Source organism: Wolbachia endosymbiont (group B) of Aricia artaxerxes, assembly GCF_964026975.1.
Lineage (GTDB): Bacteria > Pseudomonadota > Alphaproteobacteria > Rickettsiales > Anaplasmataceae > Wolbachia.
Window position 1 is genome coordinate 149,349 of record NZ_OZ034718.1, and the last position, 22,502, is coordinate 171,850.

20 protein-coding genes, 2 tRNA genes and 1 pseudogene are annotated in these 22,502 nt (G+C 35.1%); 9 read left to right on the forward strand and 14 right to left on the reverse strand.

From position 1 onward, the window contains the following. Window positions 1-23: 23 nt before the first annotated feature. Entirely contained in the window at window positions 24-983 is a 960-nt protein-coding gene (locus tag AAGE00_RS00680; protein ID WP_341815149.1) for an IS5 family transposase, read from the reverse strand. Window positions 984-1,098: 115 nt separating this feature from the next. Between AAGE00_RS00680 and AAGE00_RS00685 the strand changes: the two are divergent. From AAGE00_RS00685 to AAGE00_RS00700, 4 genes and pseudogenes are all read left to right on the forward strand, one after another. After that, window positions 1,099-1,581: pseudogene (locus AAGE00_RS00685) on the forward strand (CADD family putative folate metabolism protein); the annotation flags it as partial. 22 nt (window positions 1,582-1,603) lie between these two features. Continuing rightward, the gene (locus AAGE00_RS00690) at window positions 1,604-1,981 is read left to right on the forward strand and encodes a dihydroneopterin aldolase (protein WP_007302114.1); all 378 of its coding nucleotides are present in this window, start codon (window positions 1,604-1,606) and stop codon (window positions 1,979-1,981) included. Next, window positions 1,978-3,231 carry a dihydropteroate synthase gene (folP, locus tag AAGE00_RS00695; protein WP_019236720.1) on the forward strand — a complete coding sequence of 418 codons (1,254 nt, stop codon included), beginning with the start codon at window positions 1,978-1,980 and terminating at the stop codon, window positions 3,229-3,231. The genes AAGE00_RS00690 and folP overlap by 4 nt, the downstream gene beginning before the upstream one ends. After that, window positions 3,228-3,707, forward strand: a complete 480-nt coding sequence (locus tag AAGE00_RS00700; protein ID WP_019236719.1) for a dihydrofolate reductase — start codon at window positions 3,228-3,230, stop codon at window positions 3,705-3,707. Before folP ends, AAGE00_RS00700 begins: the two co-directional genes overlap by 4 nt. A gap of 279 nt (window positions 3,708-3,986) precedes the next feature. Here AAGE00_RS00700 and AAGE00_RS00705 read toward each other — a convergent pair whose 3' ends face one another. Continuing rightward, window positions 3,987-4,565: an alpha/beta hydrolase gene (locus AAGE00_RS00705; RefSeq protein WP_213863794.1), complete on the reverse strand. Its 579-nt coding sequence runs from the start codon at window positions 4,563-4,565 to the stop codon at window positions 3,987-3,989. Between AAGE00_RS00705 and AAGE00_RS00710 the strand changes: the two genes are divergently transcribed. From AAGE00_RS00710 to AAGE00_RS00720, 3 genes are all read left to right on the forward strand, one after another. Further along, window positions 4,564-4,710, forward strand: coding sequence for a hypothetical protein (locus AAGE00_RS00710; RefSeq protein ID WP_019236717.1), 147 nt, complete (start codon window positions 4,564-4,566; stop codon window positions 4,708-4,710). The genes AAGE00_RS00705 and AAGE00_RS00710 overlap by 2 nt on opposite strands. A 653-nt stretch (window positions 4,711-5,363) precedes the next feature. Continuing rightward, a complete protein-coding gene (locus AAGE00_RS00715) occupies window positions 5,364-6,320 on the forward strand; it encodes an IS5 family transposase (protein WP_341815148.1) in 957 nt (318 codons plus the stop codon). Window positions 6,321-6,544: 224 nt separating this feature from the next. Continuing rightward, complete coding sequence (locus tag AAGE00_RS00720; protein WP_007301973.1) at window positions 6,545-6,835, forward strand: hypothetical protein; 291 nt, start codon at window positions 6,545-6,547, stop codon at window positions 6,833-6,835. Here AAGE00_RS00720 and AAGE00_RS00725 read toward each other — a convergent pair. The 5 genes from AAGE00_RS00725 to dapE all read right to left on the reverse strand — a co-directional run bounded on the left by AAGE00_RS00725 (window position 6,832) and on the right by dapE (window position 10,582). Continuing rightward, window positions 6,832-7,377, reverse strand: coding sequence for a hypothetical protein (locus AAGE00_RS00725; RefSeq protein ID WP_015587954.1), 546 nt, complete (start codon window positions 7,375-7,377; stop codon window positions 6,832-6,834). The genes AAGE00_RS00720 and AAGE00_RS00725 overlap by 4 nt on opposite strands. A gap of 21 nt (window positions 7,378-7,398) precedes the next feature. Then, a tRNA-Gln gene (locus tag AAGE00_RS00730) sits at window positions 7,399-7,470 on the reverse strand. Next, window positions 7,461-7,796 carry a divalent-cation tolerance protein CutA gene (gene cutA, locus AAGE00_RS00735; RefSeq protein WP_082241857.1) on the reverse strand — a complete coding sequence of 112 codons (336 nt, stop codon included), beginning with the start codon at window positions 7,794-7,796 and terminating at the stop codon, window positions 7,461-7,463. Before cutA ends, AAGE00_RS00730 begins: the two co-directional genes overlap by 10 nt. A gap of 277 nt (window positions 7,797-8,073) precedes the next feature. Further along, the gene (locus AAGE00_RS00740; RefSeq protein ID WP_341815148.1) at window positions 8,074-9,030 is read right to left on the reverse strand and encodes an IS5 family transposase; all 957 of its coding nucleotides are present in this window, start codon (window positions 9,028-9,030) and stop codon (window positions 8,074-8,076) included. A gap of 355 nt (window positions 9,031-9,385) precedes the next feature. Further along, window positions 9,386-10,582: a succinyl-diaminopimelate desuccinylase gene (gene dapE, locus AAGE00_RS00745; protein WP_019236715.1), complete on the reverse strand. Its 1,197-nt coding sequence runs from the start codon at window positions 10,580-10,582 to the stop codon at window positions 9,386-9,388. Between the two features lie 42 nt (window positions 10,583-10,624). Between dapE and AAGE00_RS00750 the strand changes: the two genes are divergently transcribed. Beyond that, window positions 10,625-11,872 carry an iron-containing alcohol dehydrogenase gene (locus AAGE00_RS00750; RefSeq protein ID WP_213863793.1) on the forward strand — a complete coding sequence of 416 codons (1,248 nt, stop codon included), beginning with the start codon at window positions 10,625-10,627 and terminating at the stop codon, window positions 11,870-11,872. 192 nt (window positions 11,873-12,064) lie between these two features. Here the strand turns inward: AAGE00_RS00750 and AAGE00_RS00755 are convergent, their stop codons facing one another. From AAGE00_RS00755 to dnaE, 7 genes are all read right to left on the reverse strand, one after another. Further along, window positions 12,065-13,021, reverse strand: a complete 957-nt coding sequence (locus AAGE00_RS00755) for an IS5 family transposase (protein WP_341815148.1) — start codon at window positions 13,019-13,021, stop codon at window positions 12,065-12,067. Between the two features lie 503 nt (window positions 13,022-13,524). Further along, window positions 13,525-13,596: transfer RNA gene (locus tag AAGE00_RS00760), tRNA-Met, on the reverse strand. Continuing rightward, a complete protein-coding gene (gene purB / locus AAGE00_RS00765; RefSeq protein ID WP_007302075.1) occupies window positions 13,587-14,888 on the reverse strand; it encodes an adenylosuccinate lyase in 1,302 nt (433 codons plus the stop codon). The genes AAGE00_RS00760 and purB overlap by 10 nt, the downstream gene beginning before the upstream one ends. A gap of 130 nt (window positions 14,889-15,018) precedes the next feature. Continuing rightward, complete coding sequence (rplI, locus tag AAGE00_RS00770) at window positions 15,019-15,573, reverse strand: 50S ribosomal protein L9 (protein WP_019236699.1); 555 nt, start codon at window positions 15,571-15,573, stop codon at window positions 15,019-15,021. Window positions 15,574-15,576: 3 nt separating this feature from the next. Next, the gene (rpsR, locus tag AAGE00_RS00775) at window positions 15,577-15,855 is read right to left on the reverse strand and encodes a 30S ribosomal protein S18 (RefSeq protein WP_015587948.1); all 279 of its coding nucleotides are present in this window, start codon (window positions 15,853-15,855) and stop codon (window positions 15,577-15,579) included. Continuing rightward, window positions 15,855-16,628, reverse strand: a complete 774-nt coding sequence (gene rpsF / locus AAGE00_RS00780) for a 30S ribosomal protein S6 (RefSeq protein ID WP_052264806.1) — start codon at window positions 16,626-16,628, stop codon at window positions 15,855-15,857. The genes rpsR and rpsF overlap by 1 nt, the downstream gene beginning before the upstream one ends. A 49-nt stretch (window positions 16,629-16,677) precedes the next feature. Continuing rightward, window positions 16,678-19,998 carry a DNA polymerase III subunit alpha gene (dnaE, locus tag AAGE00_RS00785; protein WP_096097239.1) on the reverse strand — a complete coding sequence of 1,107 codons (3,321 nt, stop codon included), beginning with the start codon at window positions 19,996-19,998 and terminating at the stop codon, window positions 16,678-16,680. Window positions 19,999-20,767: 769 nt separating this feature from the next. Here dnaE and AAGE00_RS00790 point away from each other — a divergent pair. After that, window positions 20,768-22,396, forward strand: a complete 1,629-nt coding sequence (locus AAGE00_RS00790; RefSeq protein WP_341815276.1) for an ankyrin repeat domain-containing protein — start codon at window positions 20,768-20,770, stop codon at window positions 22,394-22,396. Window positions 22,397-22,502 lie beyond the last annotated feature (106 nt).

A 22,502-nucleotide genomic window follows, 5' to 3' on the forward strand; every position in this document is an offset into this window, starting at 1 on the left:
TAGGCATGTAAATCACAGTGAATTTACGCAGCTAATTTAAATTCAGCCATACCTATATCAGTAAATTTGTTCAATAAGTAGCACTTAATTAACAGCTCTTTTTCACGATTTACCTCTGATTTATTTTTCAAGCCAAACCCAAATATTTGCTTCAACCTATAGAAAAAGACTTCAATATAAGACCGTGCTCCATACTTAACTTTTTTCTTCCATTCATTAATACCATCTTCATAATTCTCATATGACCTAATTCTACTAATATACTTGTTTCTTTCTGATAAGTAGTCAGCTAAACAAATTTTAGTATCCTTCCTAGGGCGAATAATAGGCACAATATTGTATTTTCTGCATTCTTTATACACACTTTTTATATCATAAGCCGCATCTGCTCGAATAGAACAAATGTTATATTTATCACTGACTTCTTCTAACATATCGCAGACCGGCAAATAGTCTACAGCAACACCACTAGTGTAGTTCATGCTTATTGCTTTCTTATCATTTATGTTTAAAACAACATGTAATTTTCTTACTTGACCATAACCACTGTATTTTCTTTTTCGAATATTAAGCTTACTATGCCCACCGTTATTATTGTAGATACTAACTCTAGTGCTATCTACGGCAATTTCAACATTTTCCAGATCATCTTTATTGCTTCTATGGTCATCAATCTTCAAATTAAGCTTTTTAAATCTTCTGGAAGCTTGTGTATAGCTGATAATCTTAAGTTTTTTGCCTATTTGTACCATATAACCTTTTACAAAACCTACAGCTTGTCTCAAGCCAATTCTAAAAAGATGAACTATTATGTGTATTAAAATTACAACTTTATCACTATAAGTGTTATTGCCACCTGCAACTTTTGGACTATTTTCATACCAATTTTCTATGGCTTGATTAACAAAATGAAAAACATTTCCTCTTTTTTTGAGAAACTCGTTATATTCTCTTTGGTTACTTACTCTCATTTTTTGTGGCATAAGTTGTACTTGTTTGAAAAATGCCTATTTTACAACAAAATTCGTTAGTAGCCATATATTAAAAAGCTTTTCTTCTTACAATAACCTCAACCAACACTAGCTATGCAACAAAGCCTGTCCGAATTTGAAAATGCGGCAAGTTTTACTTGGTAATTTAATAGAGGAAGAACAAGGCGACGAGAATCACCCAGAATTATGGCAGCGTTTTGCTGAAGGACTGGGAGTAGCACGTTCAGAACTTTGTGAAAATGCACAAATTAAGGAGACACGAGAATTAGTTGATGGTTATTTTGACATTGTAAAATCAGATTTTGCAGCAGGTCTTGGAGCTCTGTACGCTTATGAACGTCAAACTCCAGAGGTTTCTAAATCTAAAATTGAAGGTCTAAAAAAACACTATTCAATAAATGATGAGCGTCCTCTCAAATTTTTTACTGTTCATATGGAAGCTGATGAGTGGCATTCTGAAGAATGTGCAAACCTTATTGCAGATTTAAACGAAGAAGAACAAGAGAAAGTTATGCAAGGCGCTGAAAAAGGAGCAAAACTCTTATGGGGTTTTCTTGATGGCATGATGAATGTTGATGTTTGTCATTAATTATAAGTAGATACTAAATTCAGTGGTAGCATGTAATCTTCTTATATCTGATTTACGGCTTTGGGTTCATTTGGGATGTAGTGCAGAAGAGAAGTTTTCTCCCCAATTGGTGAGTATTGACGTTGATTTCACTTTTAAATCTCCTCCTTCAGGGCTTACAACTGATCAACTTAAAGATACTATCTGCTATTTGGAAGTAGTGCAAAATATTCAATCTCTTGTTCAGGGCAAGCAATTTAATTTAATCGAGCATTTAACTCATGATATATACAGGATGATTAACGACCTTTTTATGCAAAAAGAGCATTCTGTCAGGGTGACTACTCACAAAATCGCACCACCAGTTCCTGGTGTGCATGGGGGCGTTTTTTTTACTTACTGTAATGAATTGCAAGAATGATCTATATTTCTATTGGATCAAATATAGGGAATCGCCTTTCCCATTTACAAAGAGCTACTGAGTTACTAAAGAAGCGCTATTTAAAAGACTTAAAGTCTTCGATCATTCTAGAAACTAAGGCTATTTTACCAAATGGTGCTCCACCTGATTGGAACAAGCCATTTCTCAACATGATTGTCTATGGAAGTTGTTCTTCTTCTCCTGAGGAGCTACTAAAAGGCTTAAAACAAATCGAATGTGATATTGGTCGTCCACAAGTCTACGAAAAATGGGCACCTCGTGTTATTGATTTAGATATTTTGTTATGGGATGATCTAACGCTTGATACACCTGATCTTAAAATTCCTCACCCAGAATTGGTAAACAGGCCATTTTTGATCCACTTGATGGCAATGGTTAACAAAACATTTGCTTTCAATGTTCAAGACTGTTTTTCAAAGAGTTTTACGATTTCACCAAAGCTTATGGGTATTGTCAACATTACCCCTGATTCATTTTCAGATGGTGGTCTTTATTATGATGCGAATCGAGCAACCAAGCAGGCATTGCAGCTGGTATCAGATGGTGCAAGCATAGTTGATCTTGGAGCTCAATCAACAAGGCCTGGAGCTTCAATAAAGACGCCAGAGGAAGAGTATGAACGTCTAAAACCAGTACTTGATAATCTTAGCGACTATATGAAAAATGGTGATATTGAAGTCAGCATTGATAGTTTTTGGCCAGACGTTATTTTAAACGTTTTGAAGCACTACAATATTGCCTGGGTAAATGATCAGAAAGGAGATCTGAGTAGTAATACCTTAAAAGAAGTTGCTAGCAGTGGGTGTAGTGTCGTTATTATGCATTCACTTTCGATACCACCACATAAGGACAATATTATTCCACATGATATTGACCCAATTGATATCATAAATAATTGGGCAGAGGAGAGCATTAATAGGTTACTTGCCCTTGGTTTTGATGAAAGTTCAATAATTATTGATCCTGGTATTGGTTTTGGCAAATCTATGTATCAGAATATTCAGATTTTACGCAGTATAGAAACTTTACAAAATTTTGGCTGCAAGGTTTTAGTTGGCCATTCCAGAAAGTCATTTATTTCCTCTTTTTCCATAGAATCTCCCTCTAATAGAGATTTAGAAACAATTGCTATATCTGCTATACTGCAAAATAAGGTTGATTTCCTTAGAGTGCATAATGTACGCGACCACATGAGATTTTTTGTAGCCCAAGCTGTCTTAAAGGGATGAAGATTATTGGAATTATGGCTGTTGACCCTAATGGGGTAATTGGAATAAATAATGATTTGCCCTGGCGTTATCCAAGTGAGTTTAAACATTTTTGTCAAGTAACCGACAAGCAAGTTATTGTGATGGGAAGAAAGACATTTGAAACCGTGCCTCAGAGTATACTAAAGAATCGTACACCTATTGTTTTCTCCCGTAACAAGTGTTTTAATAGAGGCCCAAAATGTACTGTTGTCTCTTCCATGAAAGAATTTCTGTCAATTCAAAGTAGTTCTCAAGTCTTTGTGATTGGTGGGGCACAAATAGCACACCTTTTTTTAGAGCATAACCTAATCTCAGAATTTATTATGACTGAAATGCATAAAACTTATAAAGGTGATACGTATTTCAATTTAGCACTCCTTGATCAGTGGAATAAAACTATTCTCACTAAAACTAAAGACTATACTATATGCAATTGTGTCCGTTCAGCAGAGTAGTAAAATAAGGTAGGCGAGAAAAGACAACTATCAGTGCATGACACTGGCTCCTTTATGATGGTCAGTGCCCAGAAACTGGCATCCAGTTAAATTTATGGATCTCAGTGTTAGCTACTTAAATAACAGGGGAGAGCTACTAAATGACATCTTCAATTTCTGTACAGCTACATCGCAAGAAAGGAAGCACTGGCTTTCACATTAGCAAATTCCCTGAATAGATGCATACAATTTAATGCATAATGAAGTGTGACCTTAGCCAAAAAAAAAGCAGCAAAAAAGTTAACGCGTTCTAGACGTAACTTTACTAAGTACCATTTCTCTTAATTCTTCAGTCAGTGTGCCACTATCCAAAACACTGTTATAAGGATCATCTCCATATATACACAGATCATCACGAATCTTGATCGGATTACCATTTAATAATCGATCATCTCTCATTGCATTTGCCAACTGTGCAGGAAGTGGTATTAATTTGTCTCTTGCGTGATTAATAATTACTATTGGCGTTTTTTCATTTTGTGACTTTTGTAAATTATCTACTATATCAAAGTCTAAATCGAAGGCTTTTAGTATTCTTTTTAGTAGGAATGAGGGCAGTATACTCAAAATTTTCGTCTGAGGCATTGGAAAATGCTCTATTGCTGTATGAAAAGAACTAAAAGTGCTAGTGAAGACAATTCCTCCAAGTTTAACATCTCTATTCGCAAAATGCCTTGATACTTCTGATGCAACTGCTCCTCCAAAAGAATGACCGAAAAGTATAATATTTTCGGGTTTTACACCTTGATTTATTAGTTGATTAATTTTCTCTATTGAAGACTTGAATAAGTTTTGATTCTTATTTAGAAACGGAATCATGAGTAGCAATATAGATAAAAAAACACAAGCTGAAGCTGATAAGACTGCCAATCCAGCTGTTCTAGCTGTTATTGGATTAGTGAGCAGTATGACAGTAGGTGGCAATATTGATGCTAGTAAGCATACGAAGCTGGTTAAGGCATAAGTTATATAATTTTGAAATGCAGCCGGGTATTTGTGTGCATGAGTGTGAAAATTAGGTATATCATGGTGGTGCATGAGCTCAGATTGCATATCTTTACAGAATGTAGTTGCATTTTTATAATTATCCCCTAACCCATGAAAGAATATAAGATGTATTTCTTTTTCTTTAGTGTTAGGCATTATTTTCACTATTAAATATTTTCAATTATATACTATTCTTATAATTTTGTTGAGCTTTTTCTATGTTAACTAGTGAACCGGCAATCTTAAAATGCTTGCAAGATCTACTTACATCAAGGTGCATGAGTTTTTTTTGTATCCGTTCATCAGAGTAGTAAAATAAGAAAAAGAGAAAAGACAACTAAATGAATTTCATCCGAGTAGCTGACACTGACATCTATATAAAGACAATCTAATGCACTCATTTAAAGTGAAGTTTTCTGGATCCCAGTGTCTAGGCACTGGGATGACAAGAAAAGAGTTGACTTGAATGACACCGAATAGGTACTGGGACAGAGGCTACTTGAATAATATTTCACCATGTCATTCCAGCACTTGATGCTGGAATGGCTTTGTTGCACCACTCAAGGAAAGAACAGGCAGTTACTGATGGAATTTGTTATAAAATAGATATTTAGCCGACAAAGGAAAAATATGCCAATAAGAATGAAAGTCAGTAACTGCAATGAATATAACAAATTTCTTCAAGAAAGGGGAAATGTTTTTCATTATATCAACGATGCCATTGAAAATTGGTACGAAAATAGTCCAAAAGTAGCAGGTGGCAACAATGTCTACAGCGACAAAGTAGTGATTCTAATTCACATAATAACCTATCTATTCAGGATTGGTCTTAGGCAAACAGTGGGATTTATAGAGAAATATCTTGAGCAAATAGGGAAAATTTTGCAAATTATCAGCTATTCGCAGGCTTCAAGAAGGTTTAAAAAGCTTAATATCAAAATCAACGACTGCAGAGTTGATAAGAACGATATGGAAGATATTGAAATTGCTATAGATAGTACAGGTATCAGCATCTACAATAATATTCCAGGCCATAGTAAGGCAAATGGTACAGATAGAAAGTATCGCCGCTATGAGCAAACAAGAAAGCTACATGTAATGCTAGAGATAGGTAGTAAAAAAGTTATAGCTGCAAAATACAGTAGTGGAGTTTATTCCGACCACTATGGAGCCTGTGATCTTATTGAAAGAGTGGATACCAAGTATAACATAAGCACGATATATGCAGATAGGGCATATAATCGAAAGAAGTTATACAAACTGTGCGATGAGCTTGAAATAAAGACAAGGATTCCTCCGCAAAATAATGCAGTAGAGCATCCAAAGTTGGATTATATGAATGAGAGAAATTCTACAATCAAGCTCATAAAGTCATATGATGAAGATGGTATGAAGAGGTGGAAAAAAGAGATAAATTATTGGAAGAGATCTTATATAGAAAGTTTTTTCTCGCGACTGAAGCAAATATTTGGATTTAGTTTTAGGAATAAATCTGAGATTAATCGTGAGAAGGAACTGCTACTCAAGTGTTATTTGCTTAACAAATTTACTGAAATAGGCATGGCTAAGTTTGATATAGCTTCATGAATTTATTATACATTACCCACTATCCGAAGAGCTGTGCAACAAAGCCATCCCAGCTCGGATAACAAGAAAAGAAGCACTGGTTTCACATAGATCTGAACAGATATAATTTCTTAAACATTTATAGCTCACATAAAACCCGGTCTGACTGTCATAAAGGCTACTCATTGCAGCAGACAACTTTCGCACTACTTCAAATTCTAATTTTCAACTTAAAGAGGTACGTAATGTCAAATAACTTCAATTTCAAAGAATTTTTTCACCATCACGAAGCAAATAGCACTTTAGATGATATACAAAGGTACTGCATACTGTGGCAATCAGTGATATCACAGGCAATGATTGATGCAGCAAGTAACTGTAAAAAAACAGAAAGCTTGGTAGAGAAACGTAAAGCAATTTCCTGGCTATCAGACTTCAGTCAAGATTTTGTTGAAACATGTATACTGGCTGATTGCGATCCATTATACGTAAAAAACAAAATACAGCCAATTCTAAAAAAGATAAAGCCCTTTTAATGAGGTTTACCCCTCTCACCAAGAAAAATATCATTTAATCTTTTTTCTATAGCTTCATCTATATCTTGGATTAATAGCTGCTTTATCATATTCACTTTCCGTTCTGCCTCTTGAAGATTATTGTTACCGTAACTGTTCTTATTACTATAACCATAACTACTGCCATTTGGTTTATTACTCATTTTTCTTCTTGTGCTGAGTATCTGAACTATCTTTTCCTTGAAAAAAGACTTCCAGCCTGTGCCAGAAAATAATTTGTAGAGAAAATGCGGAGTAAGAAACGCTACTAATATTCTAATAGAAACTCCATAACCCAAATCATCTCTATTTTCATAATACCATTTTAAATATTGATACAAATGGTAAAATGCATTTTTGAAAGAGCTAAACTCTACAGCATACCAAAAGCCACTGGTGAGAAACATGAGCATAATGCTCGATGTATAAAGATACAGAGTGAAAAGAAATAGCTTGACAACTATATCTTTCAAGCTGCCCAGTATATAATTAAATAACCTTAATTTATAAAAAAGTGATATCATTTCACGCACACTTTAATAAAGCTGGGGTGGAAGGATTCGAACCTTCGCGTGGCGGTATCAAAAACCGCTGCCTTACCACTTGGCTACACCCCAATATTGTTTATATCAATAACATTATTAACCCAATTAGTAAAAGATTTATTCGCTTTTCCTATGGGTATTATCACAACGGCTGGTTGATCATAAGAATGCATTGCCTCGATTTTTTCTACAATCTTATCAGTCTGATCATTCCTGCTCTTCATAATTGCCACTATTTCACAATTACTATTAATTTTACCTTCCCATAAATACAGAGAATTTACTTCGGGAAATATATTTACACATGCAATTAACTTCTCGTTTAACAATTCTTCAGAAATAGTCTTAGCCTCTTTCAGGTTTGAAAAAGTTATATAGACTAAAACTAAGTTGCTCATTAATCGCTACATAAATGCATTTTTACTATACTCTACTTAGATTTATTCATCAAGAGAAAATAGGAGAGACCTCTTCAGTGCTTGACACATAGAAATTGAAGATGTCATTTAGTAGCTCTCCCCTTGTCATCCCAGTAGTTCTCCTCTTGTCATGCAAGTAGCTATCCAGCCTTTCTTAACAACAAAAACTTAGCATGACTTTTGTGCTCAAAAAACTTCTGGATTCCAGCAGGCTTTGTTGCACAGCTCTTCGGATAGTGGGTAATGTATAATAAATTCATGAAGCTATATCAAACTTAGCCATGCCTATTTCAGTAAATTTGTTAAGCAAATAACACTTGAGTAGCAGTTCCTTCTCACGATTAATCTCAGATTTATTCCTAAAACTAAATCCAAATATTTGCTTCAGTCGCGAGAAAAAACTTTCTATATAAGATCTCTTCCAATAATTTATCTCTTTTTTCCACCTCTTCATACCATCTTCATCATATGACTTTATGAGCTTGATTGTAGAATTTCTCTCATTCATATAATCCAACTTTGGATGCTCTACTGCATTATTTTGCGGAGGAATCCTTGTCTTTATTTCAAGCTCATCGCACAGTTTGTATAACTTCTTTCGATTATATGCCCTATCTGCATATATCGTGCTTATGTTATACTTGGTATCCACTCTTTCAATAAGATCACAGGCTCCATAGTGGTCGGAATAAACTCCACTACTGTATTTTGCAGCTATAACTTTTTTACTACCTATCTCTAGCATTACATGTAGCTTTCTTGTTTGCTCATAGCGGCGATACTTTCTATCTGTACCATTTGCCTTACTATGGCCTGGAATATTATTGTAGATGCTGATACCTGTACTATCTATAGCAATTTCAATATCTTCCATATCGTTCTTATCAACTCTGCAGTCGTTGATTTTGATATTAAGCTTTTTAAACCTTCTTGAAGCCTGCGAATAGCTGATAATTTGCAAAATTTTCCCTATTTGCTCAAGATATTTCTCTATAAATCCCACTGTTTGCCTAAGACCAATCCTGAATAGATAGGTTATTATGTGAATTAGAATCACTACTTTGTCGCTGTAGACATTGTTGCCACCTGCTACTTTTGGACTATTTTCGTACCAATTTTCAATGGCATCGTTGATATAATGAAAAACATTTCCCCTTTCTTGAAGAAATTTGTTATATTCATTGCAGTTACTGACTTTCATTCTTATTGGCATATTTTTCCTTTGTCGGCTAAATATCTATTTTATAACAAATTCCATCAGTAACTGCCTGTTCTTTCCTTGAGTGGTGCAACAAAGCCTGCTGGGATCCAGGTTGACAAAAGCGCTTTACAACGTTTTGTGTACAAAAGCCAGTGTTGCATGACACTATTTGTTCTTACACCCTTTTTGTCTATCTTATTTTGTCACTCTGCTGAACAGATAATTTTCGCCAATAAGCTTTCTACTGAATTTTTGTTATTAAGCTCGCACAGATCAAAGACAAGTTTTGAGTCAAAAATACCCTTAATATTATAATAAGGGGTTGGTAAAATGTGTCTAGTAAGTTTCTTCTCTATGCAACTGCACCTCAAGCTAATAATGGACCATCAGGCGTATTACCAATTACATTGATTTGGTTTAATATTTTATTAGTGGGGTAAAAATAATTTTTTATAAACTCCTTATATATAGCTGTTAATTTATGTATATCGTCTATTGATACGCATTCATTTACCTGATGTGCGGTTTTGTTGATCATACCAAATTCAATTACTGGACAAATATCCTTAATAAACGCAGCATCAGATGTGCCACCATTTGTACTCAGCACAGCATCAATACCGGTAATTTTATTTATCGCATCAAGCATAATATCAGTATTTCTATCAGGAGTAGAGAGAAAAACGTCCCTGCTGCTCTGCATAGACAGTTTATAATCGTTAGTCACATTGGTGCATATTGCATCAATCATCTTATATAAAACGTCCGGTGTTTGTGTATTGTTATATCGAACATTAAAACCTGCTGCTATTGAACTAGGTATTAGATTATTAGTATTATTTCCAACGTCGATAGTAGTAATTTCGCAATGTGAAGGCTGAAAGTATTTATTACCAGTATCAAAAGTGGTATCTTTTATCTTACTTAGTATCGATACCATTTTATATATTGGATTATCTGCTAGATCTGGGTAGGCAACGTGCCCTTGTTTACCATGGCAAATCAATTTAAATGTTGCAGAACCTCTTCTACCTATTTTTATGGTATCACCTAATTTCTCACTACTCGTTGGTTCTCCAACTATACAAAAATCTATCTTTTTTTGCTTACTTTTCATCCATTCCAAAACGGCCTTTGTTCCATGTTCTTCCGTGCTTTCTTCAGCACCGGTAATCAATGCACTGATTGAACCACTGAATCGAAACTTACCTGCAACTGAATCTACGATAGCAGCAATAAATGCAGCTACTCCGCCTTTCATATCAGCTGCTCCTCTTCCGTATAGCATTCCATTTCTAACTTCTGGCTTAAATGGATCAGATATCCAATCTTTTAACTCACCTGGTGGTACAACATCAACATGTCCAGCAAAACACAAGTTTGGTACTCCATTTATATATTTCGCATAAAGATTTTTAACTTTATCACCAAACTCTAAAATCTCACATTCAAAACCACTTTTCTTAAGAATGGCTGCTATATGCTCTATTGCCCCATCGTCTTTTGGTGTTATACTTTTAAAAGAAATTAATTTCTTAGTTAGTTCTACAGGGTCAATCTTCATATCAATCTTGAAATACTAACATTACCGTATTGTAAACATTCTATGCGATATTTAAAACAAATATTACAGCACACAGAACAAGTTCTTATTAGGGAAGTAACAGTACTTGCTGATAATATCTATGAAATATGTAGACAATACGGAAATGACATTTTTCTGATTGCAGATGAAAATACAGCAAAACTTTTAAACAAAAACATACTTAATAAAGTTTCTCATTTAATTATTCCAGCGCGTGACTATGATGGATCGCAGTGTCACGCTACTTGGATGACACCAAATAGACTGAACAGCGCTGCTTCCCTCCAAACTGTAAACCTAGTTAGAAATAAAGCAAAAGATAGTGACTTAATGGTTGCATTTGGTAGTGGCACTGTTAATGATATCTGCAAATATGCAAGCTACCTCGAGAAAAAAGATTATATATCGTTCCCAACAGCCGCTTCCATGAATGGGTATAGCTCTGCAAACGCTTCAATATTAGTTGATGGATATAAAAAATCGTTCGGAGCACATCTTCCAAAGGCAATATACATTGATAACGATATAATTGCCAACGCACCACCACGCCTCACATTAAGTGGATTTGCAGATTTCATCTGCCGTTCAACAGTACAAGCCGATTGGCTATTATCTCATCTATTACTTGGCACAGAATATAATGAACTCCCCTTTAAACTTGTTCGCAATCTGGAGGAAATTTTGCTCAGAGAACACTTGGCACTTGCTAAAAAAGATAAAAGAGTAGTTTTATTACTTATGGAAGCCTTATTGATTTCAGGACTTGGAATGGTGATGTCAAAAGGCAGCTACTCTGCAAGCCAAGGAGAACATATGATAGCTCATGCAATGGAGACGGTAACAAAAGATTATTCCTCCTCGTTACATGGCGAAAAAATTGCTGTTACGACGATTACTATGGCTAACTTGCAAGAGGAGATATTGTCAATACAAAACCCGATTACCAAACCGATCACTTTAGATGTAAAACATATAACTCAGTGCTTTGGTAATACCGAATTTATAAAAATTCTAAAGCAGAAGCAAATTATGCAGCAAAAAATTCAAGAGATTATTTACAAAGAATGGAGTAATATTTCTAGTTTAATTAAGCAAAATTTACTATCTGCAAAACACCTGCAGAAAGTATTTGAAGATCTATCAATTCCGTACTTACCGGAGCATCTTAATTGGAACAAAGAGCAATATTGCAAGGTAGTCAATCTTACATTTGCAACAAGAGATAGATTCACCTTTCTTGACCTAGCTGGTTGTATAGAAAAAAGTTAGATTTTGTGTATTCGTTCAGTAGGGTAGCAAAATAAGATAGACAAAAACACAGTAACAAATGGTGTCATTCAAGTAGCTATCCAGCCTTTCTTAACAACAAAAACTTAGCATGACTTTTGTGCTCAAAAAACTTCTGGATTCCAGCAGGCTTTGTTGCACAGCTCTTCGGATAGTGGGTAATGTATAATAAATTCATGAAGCTATATCAAACTTAGCCATGCCTATTTCAGTAAATTTGTTAAGCAAATAACACTTGAGTAGCAGTTCCTTCTCACGATTAATCTCAGATTTATTCCTAAAACTAAATCCAAATATTTGCTTCAGTCGCGAGAAAAAACTTTCTATATAAGATCTCTTCCAATAATTTATCTCTTTTTTCCACCTCTTCATACCATCTTCATCATATGACTTTATGAGCTTGATTGTAGAATTTCTCTCATTCATATAATCCAACTTTGGATGCTCTACTGCATTATTTTGCGGAGGAATCCTTGTCTTTATTTCAAGCTCATCGCACAGTTTGTATAACTTCTTTCGATTATATGCCCTATCTGCATATATCGTGCTTATGTTATACTTGGTATCCACTCTTTCAATAAGATCACAGGCTCCATAGTGGTCGGAATAAACTCCACTACTGTATTTTGCAGCTATAACTTTTTTACTACCTATCTCTAGCATTACATGTAGCTTTCTTGTTTGCTCATAGCGGCGATACTTTCTATCTGTACCATTTGCCTTACTATGGCCTGGAATATTATTGTAGATGCTGATACCTGTACTATCTATAGCAATTTCAATATCTTCCATATCGTTCTTATCAACTCTGCAGTCGTTGATTTTGATATTAAGCTTTTTAAACCTTCTTGAAGCCTGCGAATAGCTGATAATTTGCAAAATTTTCCCTATTTGCTCAAGATATTTCTCTATAAATCCCACTGTTTGCCTAAGACCAATCCTGAATAGATAGGTTATTATGTGAATTAGAATCACTACTTTGTCGCTGTAGACATTGTTGCCACCTGCTACTTTTGGACTATTTTCGTACCAATTTTCAATGGCATCGTTGATATAATGAAAAACATTTCCCCTTTCTTGAAGAAATTTGTTATATTCATTGCAGTTACTGACTTTCATTCTTATTGGCATATTTTTCCTTTGTCGGCTAAATATCTATTTTATAACAAATTCCATCAGTAACTGCCTGTTCTTTCCTTGAGTGGTGCAACAAAGCCATTCCAGCATCAAGTGCTGGAATGACATGGTGAAATATTATTCAAGTAGCCTCTGTCCCAGTACCTATTCGGTGTCATTCAAGTCAACTCTTTTCTTGTCATCCCAGTGCCTAGACACTGGGATCCAGAAAACTTCACTTTAAATGAGTGCATTAGATTGTCTTTATATAGATGTCAGTGTCAGCTACTCGGATGAAATTCATTTAGTTGTCTTTTCTCATCTACCTTACCACTTTCTTGAACGGATACCATTAGCCATTCCCCTGAATAGATACAACAAATGTTGTATCTTTATCACTTCACATACATTATTCCATATACTATATGAACAACTGAAAAAAGACTTCAGTTAATTGACAATGAATCACGTTATTTTGTCAAATGCGCTGCTATCGCCAAACCATAGCTTAGCTTGAGTGGCTGAGGAGGGATTTGAACCCCCGACCAAGAGATTATGATCCTCCTGCTCTACCACTGAGCTACTCAGCCTCATTAAAAACCTTGCTATATATATGATCTACATGCTTCGTATAATACTTCAAATCAAACAAAGATTCAAGTTTTTTAGAGTTAATAACTTCAAGTAAGGATTTATCTTGTTTCAGTTCGGCCAGAAAATCACTATTGTTTTGTTTCACTTTCATTGCATTGCTCTGAACAATTTTATACGCCTCTTCCCTCGCCAAACCACTATTTACCAACTCGAGTAATACTCGTTGTGAAAAAACCAAGCCTTTTGAAGAATTTAAGTTCTTTTCAATATTTTCCTTATTGATCACCAATTTATCTATCAAATCTGTTAATCGTACTAAAGCAAAATCCATTGCTATACAAGCATCAGGAGCAATGCACCTTTCCACAGACGAGTGCGATATATCTCGTTCGTGCCATAATGCAACATTTTCTAATGCAGGAAAAACGTAGCTGCGTACTAAGCGTGAGAGCCCAGTCAAATTCTCACTTAAAATAGGATTACACTTATGCGGCATAGCAGAACTTCCCTTCTGTCCAGTGGAAAAATATTCAGAGATTTCGCCGACTTCAGTTCTTTGCAAATGACGAATCTCAATTGCAATATTTTCTATTGAGCTTGCAATTACTCCCAAAATTGAAAAGAACATGGCATGTCTATCACGAGGGATGACTTGAGACGATATGGTTTCAGGTATGAGTCCCATTTCTTTCGCTACATACTCTTCAACAAATGGATTAATATTTGTAAAATTACCTACTGCACCTGATATTTTACAAATTGAGATCTCTTTTTGCGCGCTAATTAATCTCTGATAATTGCGTTTAAATTCAGCATAAAATCTAGCAAATTTTAATCCAAGAGTTATTGGTTCTGCATGCATTCCATGACTGCGCCCAACACAAACAATATCTTTATAGTCCTCAGCTTTTTTTTTCAATACTATAAGTAAATTTTTTAGATTCTTGAGTAAAATATCACATGACTCTTTCAACTGCACTGCAAAGCATGTATCTAAAACATCAGAACTTGTCATTCCGTAATGGAGATAACGAACATCAACTCCCGCTTTTTCAGCAATATATGTCAAAAAGGCTATAACATCATGTTTTACAATGGATTCAATTTCGTTAATACGCTCAATATCAAATTCAATAGCACCAGAGAGCTTTTCAGCAACATCATTTGGAATAACTTTTAATTTTGCTTGAGCTTCACATGCTAATTTTTCTATTTTGAGCCATATGTTGAACTTATTTTTTTCTTCCCAAATAGAAGAGATTTCTTTGCGGCTATAGCGTGGAATCATTTTTGATTTATTCCAATAATGGTGTCATTCCAGTGTCATGCACTGGAATGACATGAGGGAAGCACTGGGATGATACCAGCTTAGCAATGGAAGACATTTCTTTACGACTATAACAAGGGATCATCTTTGATCAGCTATCATCAGCATCAGTAGCTTCTTTACTCGCATCTTGCTCTGCCTCTTGTTGCTCAGATTTCTGATTTTGCAACTTTGCTTGCCTTAATTCATGTGCATCTTTCTCAGATCTGACAACGTATATAGTAATTGGCACTATCACTTTACTATGTAATTCTATATTCACTTGATACTCGCCCAAATTTTTGATGCTTATTCCACCCAAAGATAAACTATGATGACTTATATCATATCCTTCTTGTAATAAAGTTTTTGCAATTTCACGTGTGGTTACAGAGCCAAAAATCTTTCCATCCTCTGAAGCTTGCTTTATTAATATAATAAATTTATCATGCAGTGATGATGCAAGCACTTTTGCTGCATTTAATTTTTTGGTATTTTCTTCTTCCAATAATAAACGCTGTTCCTCTAACTTTATTAAATTTTCCTTAGTGGCTTTCATCGCCTTTTTTTGTGGAAAAAGAAAATTACGTGCATAACCTGGCTTAACTTTGACAACTTCACCAAGCTTACCTAAAGTTGTTATATTTTCCTTTAAAATTATTAACATAAATCACCTAACTTTTTTAGTACAGTAAGGAGCAAGAGCTAAAAAGCGTGCTCTTATAATTGCTAAGCGCAACTTTCTTTGTTTTCTTGCGCACACACCTGTTAACCTTCTAGGTAATATTCTACCATAGTCAGAGGTGAATTTGGACAATAAATCTATATTCTTATAGTCTATGTCCTCATCTTTAGATGCAGCAAGAGGACAGACCTTAGGACGCCTAAAGCCAGTTCTGTTATTTACAGACACGTAAGAATTATTAAAACTATTTCGTCTTTTCATCATTATGCACTTTTCTCCTCAATTTGTTTATCCATCATGTAAGATTTACCTTTAAAAAACTCATTAACCCGTACAGACAAGTGGCGAATAATATTCTCATTCAGTTTTACTCTACGCTCAAATTCATCCATAATGCTTGAAGTAAAACTTATACACATCATACAGTAATGACCACTTTTCATCTTATTTATTGGGTATGCAAAATCCAATAGACCCCAATATTCATATTTTATCAATCCTGAAGCTTCAATATTTTTCAAAAGCACTTCCAGCGTTTTATTCAATTGATTTGAGTCTACTATTTTAAAACTTTTTAAAACCTCTTGAAGGGGCTTTATTAGATGTTGTGAAATATTTTCCTTAAAAGCATTTACTACATTATAGATAAATGCACTTTTAGTGTTAGCTCCTGGAAGGTCCATAAAATTTTGTTTTATTCCCGTATCACTTAGTTCATTTTTCAATTCTTTATCGATTCTTGACTTTATTTCTTTTAAATTTGAAAAATCTTCTTCCAATTCAACCCACAAAATTTTTGTCAGAGTTTCCAAAAAATCAGAGTAAACAATCAGACTTTTTTTAATGCTTTCGGTACTTGCCTCTAGCTCTTGTTTTATAACTGTGCTATGTTCTCTTTCTATGAGACCTTTAACCTCCTGAGAAATAACATCTGCTTTAATATTTTTCAACAAAATAGCCAATTCTTGGACCATTTCTTCTACTTCTTGCTGCAATAAGTTCGGTTGTGCTATAAAAGTAAATTCATAGAGATTCACTATATCTTCCTTTAATATCAATTAAACACTTTAATTATATAAAACTTTTTTATATAAGCAAGTTATTTGTATTAATTTCTACGTCTTCAATCCAACTTAAGTGAGATATTTCATAAATAGCTTTGGGGGTGATTGAATATGTACCTGGCAACAAGATGCTGACTTTATGTTTTTCGAGAAGAAACTTTAGCATTATTTTGGTTTTGCCTCCATTTTTCAACACTGCATTCAACTCCTCAGCAACTTTTTGCGAGTCTGAACATACAGCAGTTAAAACTAATCCTTTCATTAGAGAAGTAACCTTTTCTGTAAATTCAGATATGTCCTTTCCTGATAGTCTCGTTGTGTTTTCTGAAATTTCAAGATCAATTATCACAAATGCTCCAGGTGAAAATAGATTCCTTTTTTCTTCTATTATTTCATTATTGTAGAATGCTATTTCAGAAACATTGTGGGGATCAGAAAGTGTTAGTATAACAAATCTTCCACGTTCTGAGGTTCTCATACGCACATTTAATATTACACCAGCAGTTTTTATCGTTTTACTCTCTCCGATAAACCCAATATTTAATTTTTTCAAGAGAGTTCTAAACTTTTCAAGTGGATGATTAGTTAAGTAAAATCCCAATGAAAATAACTCATGCTCTAATTTTTCCTCTTCATTAAAATCTTCCACGTTCTCAAGTTTTGGCTTCAGAATATCAAGATTACCAAATAAAGCAGCTTGATTTGACTGCCTATTTTTATTTGCAAAGTAAATCAATGTGTCTATTGACTCGTATAACTGCTTTCTATTTTTGTGCACACTATCGAATGTTCCAGATTTAATTAAACTTTCTAATGCCCTTTTATTTATTATATGCCCCAAATTTTGAATGAATTCCCATATGTCCTTATAAGAACTTGAGCGTGCATTTACTATTCCTTCTGCTATAGCAAAACCAACATTACGCAAAGCAGCAATTCCGTAGCGTATGTGCTCACCCTCTATTGAAAATTCAGCCTTAGATTTGCTGATATCAGGCGAAAGAACAGCAACTCCACTGAATTTTGCAGCATGATAAAACAAATTCAGTTTGTCTCTATCATCAATGTTGAGATTCATCAAGGCCGTAAAAAATTCTAGCGGGTAGTTAGCCTTAAGGTAAGCTGTTTGGTAAGATATAATCGCATATGCTGCAGCGTGGGATTTATTAAATCCATAACCAGCAAATTTTGCAACAAGATCAAAAATATAACTTGCCCTGTCGTAATCAACACCGTTTTTTGTTGCTCCTTGAACAAAAAGTTCACGTTGTTTATCCATCTCTGCCTTAATTTTCTTACCCATGGCACGTCTGAGTAAATCCGCCTCTGCTAAGCTATATCCAGAGAGAATACGCGCTATTTCCATTACCTGTTCTTGGTAGATTATTACTCCGAATGTTTCTTTTAACACCTCCTCAAGCAATGGATGAATGTAATCTGGCTTTTCAAGTCCATGCTTTCTTGCAACATAAGTTGGAATGTTATCCATAGGCCCTGGGCGATAAAGAGAAATTAAAGCGATGATATCTTCAATGCAGTCTGGCTTTAGTTTTATTAAAGCTTCTCTCATTCCCGAACTTTCAAGCTGAAACACTCCGATTGAATCACCTCTTGAGAGCATTTCATAGGTTCTTTGATCAATCAAAGAAACTGAGGAAATATCAAATTTTTTTTTATCACGATTAATTAAACGACATACATGATCTATTAGTGTTAGCGTACCAAGTCCAAGAAAATCAAATTTTATTAACCCAGCTTTCTCTACATATTTCATGCTGTATTGAGTGATTGGCAGAGCCGAATTTGGATCATAATAGACGGGAACAAAATTTTCTAATTTTTGATCGCATATTACAATTCCAGCAGCATGAGTTGAAACGTGACGATATATTCCTTCGAGCTTTAGAGATATATCAAGAAGTTTGGCAATTACTTCATCACTATCCCTTTCTTTCTGAAGATTTTGATCAAACTCTATCGCTTGCGATAAAGTTACAGGATTTACTGGATTAAATGGAACCATTTTAGATATTTTATCCACTTGAGAGTAAGGCATTTGCAATACTCTACCAACATCACGCAATACTGCCCTTGCTTGCAATTTTCCAAAAGTGATTATTTGAGCAACATAACCGTACTTTTTCTGAACATAATCAATAACCAGGTCCCTTTTCTCTTGGCAGAAATCGATATCAAAGTCAGGCATCGATACACGATCAGGATTTAAAAATCTTTCAAAGATCAGACCAAATTTTATTGGATCAAGATCTGTAATCTGCAAGCTCCAAGCAACAATTGATCCAGCACCAGAACCTCTTCCCGGTCCAACTGGAATGCCATTTGCTTTGCTCCAACGAATGAAATCAGAAACTATCAAAAAGTAGCCAGCGTAGTTCATCGAAGTTATTACGCTTAGTTCGTAATTCAGCCGATCGTAGTATTGTTTAAGGTCTATGTCCGTTTCATTTGCAATGCGGAATTCTAATCCTGCAACTGCCTGCTCCCTCAGTTCTTCATTCTCAGTTTTATTTTCTCGACAAGGAAATTTAGGCAAGATAGGCTGCCTGCTTCTTGGCATGTAAGAGCACCGCTTAGCTATCACTAAAGTGTTATAAATTGCTTCGGGAATGTCGCTGAACAGTTCCTCCATTTCTGCCACAGATTTGAAGTAATGCTCGGTAGTTAACTTCTTTCTGTTATTCTCCAGGGCATAACTGCCCTCCGATATGCACGTTAATATATCATAAGCTTCATAATCAGATCTATTTGAAAAAAACACATCATTCGTTGCCACTAGTGGTATATTGCGCTGATAAGCAAAATCTATTAAAGCTTCTTCAAGCTCTAGCTCTTTATTCAGCCCATGACGCTGCAATTCAACATATAAATGACCATCGAATGCTGAAAGCAGTTTTTCAACCGTTTCTTTGTCTTGCTCCAATAACAGTTGAGCCAAACATCCACCAGTTAAGGCGATTAGACCTGTATTAAAACTTAATAGCTCATCAAAATCAACGTAGGGAATATCGCTGCTATTTTTGCGCTTTTTAAAAGACTCACTCACCAAAGTGACTAAATTAGTGTACCCTTGTTCATTTTTTGCAAGTAGGAGTATTGATAAATTTTGTTCTAAGTGTCGAACGATAATATTGCATCCTACTATTAGCTGTATTCCCTTATTTGCTGCATATTCTGCAAATTCAAGTGAGCCAAATAAGTTGCCTGAATCAGTAACTGCAACTGCCGGCATTTTGTTCTGCAAACAAAGACCAATCAGCTCCTCAATTTTAACCGAACTCTCAAGCAGAGAATAAACGCTATGAACACGTAAGTGTATGAACATAAAAAATTTTAGATTAGCAATAGTTAAGGATAACATTAATTTACTTATAAGGATATGCAATAGAGTCAACTTGACAAACCTCATCAGTCTTCTTATCATGACAATAAGAGTATTTATCCTTGTTTTTAATCTCTGCAGATTTAACAACAAAAATTCAGTAAAAAACTCAGGTATATATTGGCAGATTACATAAAATTATAGCGGCTGCATGTCTTTTTTATTTTTTCTACATTCAGCCAAAACGCGCTTTAAATAAGCGTTAGCACATTATTACAATGCCGATTTACATTATTATAGGGTTAAAACTCACTACTGGGGGATTCTTTTGCCTTTTTTTGCTTGGTAAATTTCTTAATATTTTTGATTGGTTAGGAGTTCTATAGAGATGTCATTTCAGTGCTTCTTATTACCTGTTCTGGATCCCAGTGTCAAGCTACTCGGATGACACTGAAGGGGTTACTCGAATGACAAGAATAAGGAGTACTGGGATGACAAGAAAGCACTGGTTTCATATGCATCTGATAAAAAAGATGATGTCATGCAAGTAGCTGACACTGGCATCCAGTTTTTTTGTGCAATTCCGTCAAAAAAAGCGCTTTCGTGTTTACCAACTTAGTTAGATTCCAGTGTCAAGCTACTCGGATGACACCAAAGAGGCTATTTGAATCTAATTTACTATTCACAATCCCGGTTATTAGCTTATTTGAGTTGACTTTTCATCATAATTATGTAATAATTAAACATATTGTTTAATATTGAAGGTAGAATTATGACAGGAGGATATGAGTCACTGGAAAAAGTACTAAAGACGATTGAGGCTGAGAAAGATTTAAATCTCAATAATATAATTGAGAAAATAAAAACAGAACTAGAGGAACGGGATCAAGGTCTATATAAAAATTGGGAGGAAGGTAAATTTGATGTAAATTATGTATTTTCTCTCTTCTTCTGTGAGTGTACGTTATTAACGATAGCTGCTGAGAATGGTTACACAAATATAGTAAATGTTTTACTAGAAAAAGGAGCAGATGTTAATCGGAAAAATTGGTATGATATGACTCCTTTGCATTTAGCTGCTGGGAATGGTCACGTAGATATAGTAAACCTTTTACTAGAAAAAGAAGTAGTTGTTGATGAGAGAGATCATTCGGGTAATACTGTTTTGCATTTAGCTGCTAAGAATGGTTACACAAATATAGTAAATGTTTTACTAGAAAAAGGAGCAGATGTTAATCGGAAAAATTGGTATGATATGACTCCTTTGCATTTAGCTGCTGGGAATGGTCACGTAGATATAGTAAACCTTTTACTAGAAAAAGAAGTAGTTGTTGATGAGAGAGATCATTCGGGTAATACTGTTTTGCATTTAGCTGCTAAGAATGGTCACGTAGATGTAGTAAAGGTTTTACTCGAAAAAGGAGCAAATGTTGATGAGAAAGGTTGGCGTGATGCGACTCCTTTGCATTTCGCTGCTGGGAATGGTCACAAAAAGACAGTAGAGGTTTTAATCCAAGAAGGAGCAAATGTTAACGCAGTAGATATTGAAGGGTGGACTCCTTTACATGTCGCTGCTCTTCATGGTCGAGCAAATATAGTAGGGGTTTTACTCGAAAAAGGAGCAAATGTTAATGAGAAAGGTTGGCGTGATGCGACTCCTTTGCATTTCGCTGCTAGGAATGGTCACGCAAGTGTAGTAGAGGTTTTACTAGCAAAAGGAGCAAATGTTGATGAGAAAGGTTGGCGTGATGCGACTCCTTTGCATTTCGCTGCTGGGAATGGTCACAAAAAGACAGTAGAGGTTTTAATCCAAGAAGGAGCAAATGTTAACGCAGTAGATATTGAAGGGTGGACTCCTTTACATGTCGCTGCTCTTCATGGTCGAGCAAATATAGTAGGGGTTTTACTCGAAAAAGGAGCAAATGTTAATGAGAAAGGTTGGCGTGATGCGACTCCTTTGCATTTCGCTGCTAGGAATGGTCACAAAAAGACAGTAGAGGTTTTAATCCAAGAAGGAGCAAATGTTAACGCAGTAGATCGATATGGAAAGACTCCTTTAGATTATGCTGAAGGTTATGCTAAGAATCAAGACGTAGTAAAAGCTCTATTAGACGCAAGAGGAGGTTCTTTTGTGAAAGCACGTAATAAGGCAATGATTGCTGGTGGAGTGAATACATTATTAGGCACTGCTATAGCAGTGGCACTTTTTACAACTGGAACAATTACAGCTCAGTTGATACCTATCGTTATAGCAGTGGTTGCAGTTACAGCAGCAGCACTGGTAGTTGGTTGTGCTACATATGAATTACTAAAGCCTAGTACTAAAGTTGATGGAGCAGAAAAACCAATTGTCAACTCAATAAATGAACAGCAGGGAGTTACTAGCATTTCTTCATATTAGAGCGCGTGACGCAGGTTCCTGGATCCCAGTACTGGGATGACAATGAAGGGGCTGCTTGAATAACAACGAAGGGTTATTTGGATAATAGCCGTACTTGATCTGGATC

Excerpts from the sequence above, each read along its gene's own strand:
- AAGE00_RS00680 (WP_341815149.1), bottom strand. The coding sequence starts at position 983 with ATGCCACAAAAAATGAGAGTAAGTAACCAAAGAGAATATAACGAGTTT.
- folP (WP_019236720.1), top strand. The coding sequence starts at position 1,978 with ATGATCTATATTTCTATTGGATCAAATATAGGGAATCGCCTTTCCCAT.
- AAGE00_RS00700 (WP_019236719.1), top strand. The coding sequence starts at position 3,228 with ATGAAGATTATTGGAATTATGGCTGTTGACCCTAATGGGGTAATTGGA.
- AAGE00_RS00710 (WP_019236717.1), top strand. The coding sequence starts at position 4,564 with ATGAGTAGCAATATAGATAAAAAAACACAAGCTGAAGCTGATAAGACT.
- AAGE00_RS00705 (WP_213863794.1), bottom strand. The coding sequence starts at position 4,565 with ATGATTCCGTTTCTAAATAAGAATCAAAACTTATTCAAGTCTTCAATA.
- AAGE00_RS00715 (WP_341815148.1), top strand. The coding sequence starts at position 5,364 with ATGCCAATAAGAATGAAAGTCAGTAACTGCAATGAATATAACAAATTT.
- AAGE00_RS00720 (WP_007301973.1), top strand. The coding sequence starts at position 6,545 with ATGTCAAATAACTTCAATTTCAAAGAATTTTTTCACCATCACGAAGCA.
- AAGE00_RS00725 (WP_015587954.1), bottom strand. The coding sequence starts at position 7,377 with ATGATATCACTTTTTTATAAATTAAGGTTATTTAATTATATACTGGGC.
- cutA (WP_082241857.1), bottom strand. The coding sequence starts at position 7,796 with ATGAGCAACTTAGTTTTAGTCTATATAACTTTTTCAAACCTGAAAGAG.
- AAGE00_RS00740 (WP_341815148.1), bottom strand. The coding sequence starts at position 9,030 with ATGCCAATAAGAATGAAAGTCAGTAACTGCAATGAATATAACAAATTT.
- dapE (WP_019236715.1), bottom strand. The coding sequence starts at position 10,582 with ATGAAGATTGACCCTGTAGAACTAACTAAGAAATTAATTTCTTTTAAA.
- AAGE00_RS00750 (WP_213863793.1), top strand. The coding sequence starts at position 10,625 with ATGCGATATTTAAAACAAATATTACAGCACACAGAACAAGTTCTTATT.
- AAGE00_RS00755 (WP_341815148.1), bottom strand. The coding sequence starts at position 13,021 with ATGCCAATAAGAATGAAAGTCAGTAACTGCAATGAATATAACAAATTT.
- purB (WP_007302075.1), bottom strand. The coding sequence starts at position 14,888 with ATGATTCCACGCTATAGCCGCAAAGAAATCTCTTCTATTTGGGAAGAA.
- rplI (WP_019236699.1), bottom strand. The coding sequence starts at position 15,573 with ATGTTAATAATTTTAAAGGAAAATATAACAACTTTAGGTAAGCTTGGT.
- rpsR (WP_015587948.1), bottom strand. The coding sequence starts at position 15,855 with ATGATGAAAAGACGAAATAGTTTTAATAATTCTTACGTGTCTGTAAAT.
- dnaE (WP_096097239.1), bottom strand. The coding sequence starts at position 19,998 with ATGTTCATACACTTACGTGTTCATAGCGTTTATTCTCTGCTTGAGAGT.
- AAGE00_RS00790 (WP_341815276.1), top strand. The coding sequence starts at position 20,768 with ATGACAGGAGGATATGAGTCACTGGAAAAAGTACTAAAGACGATTGAG.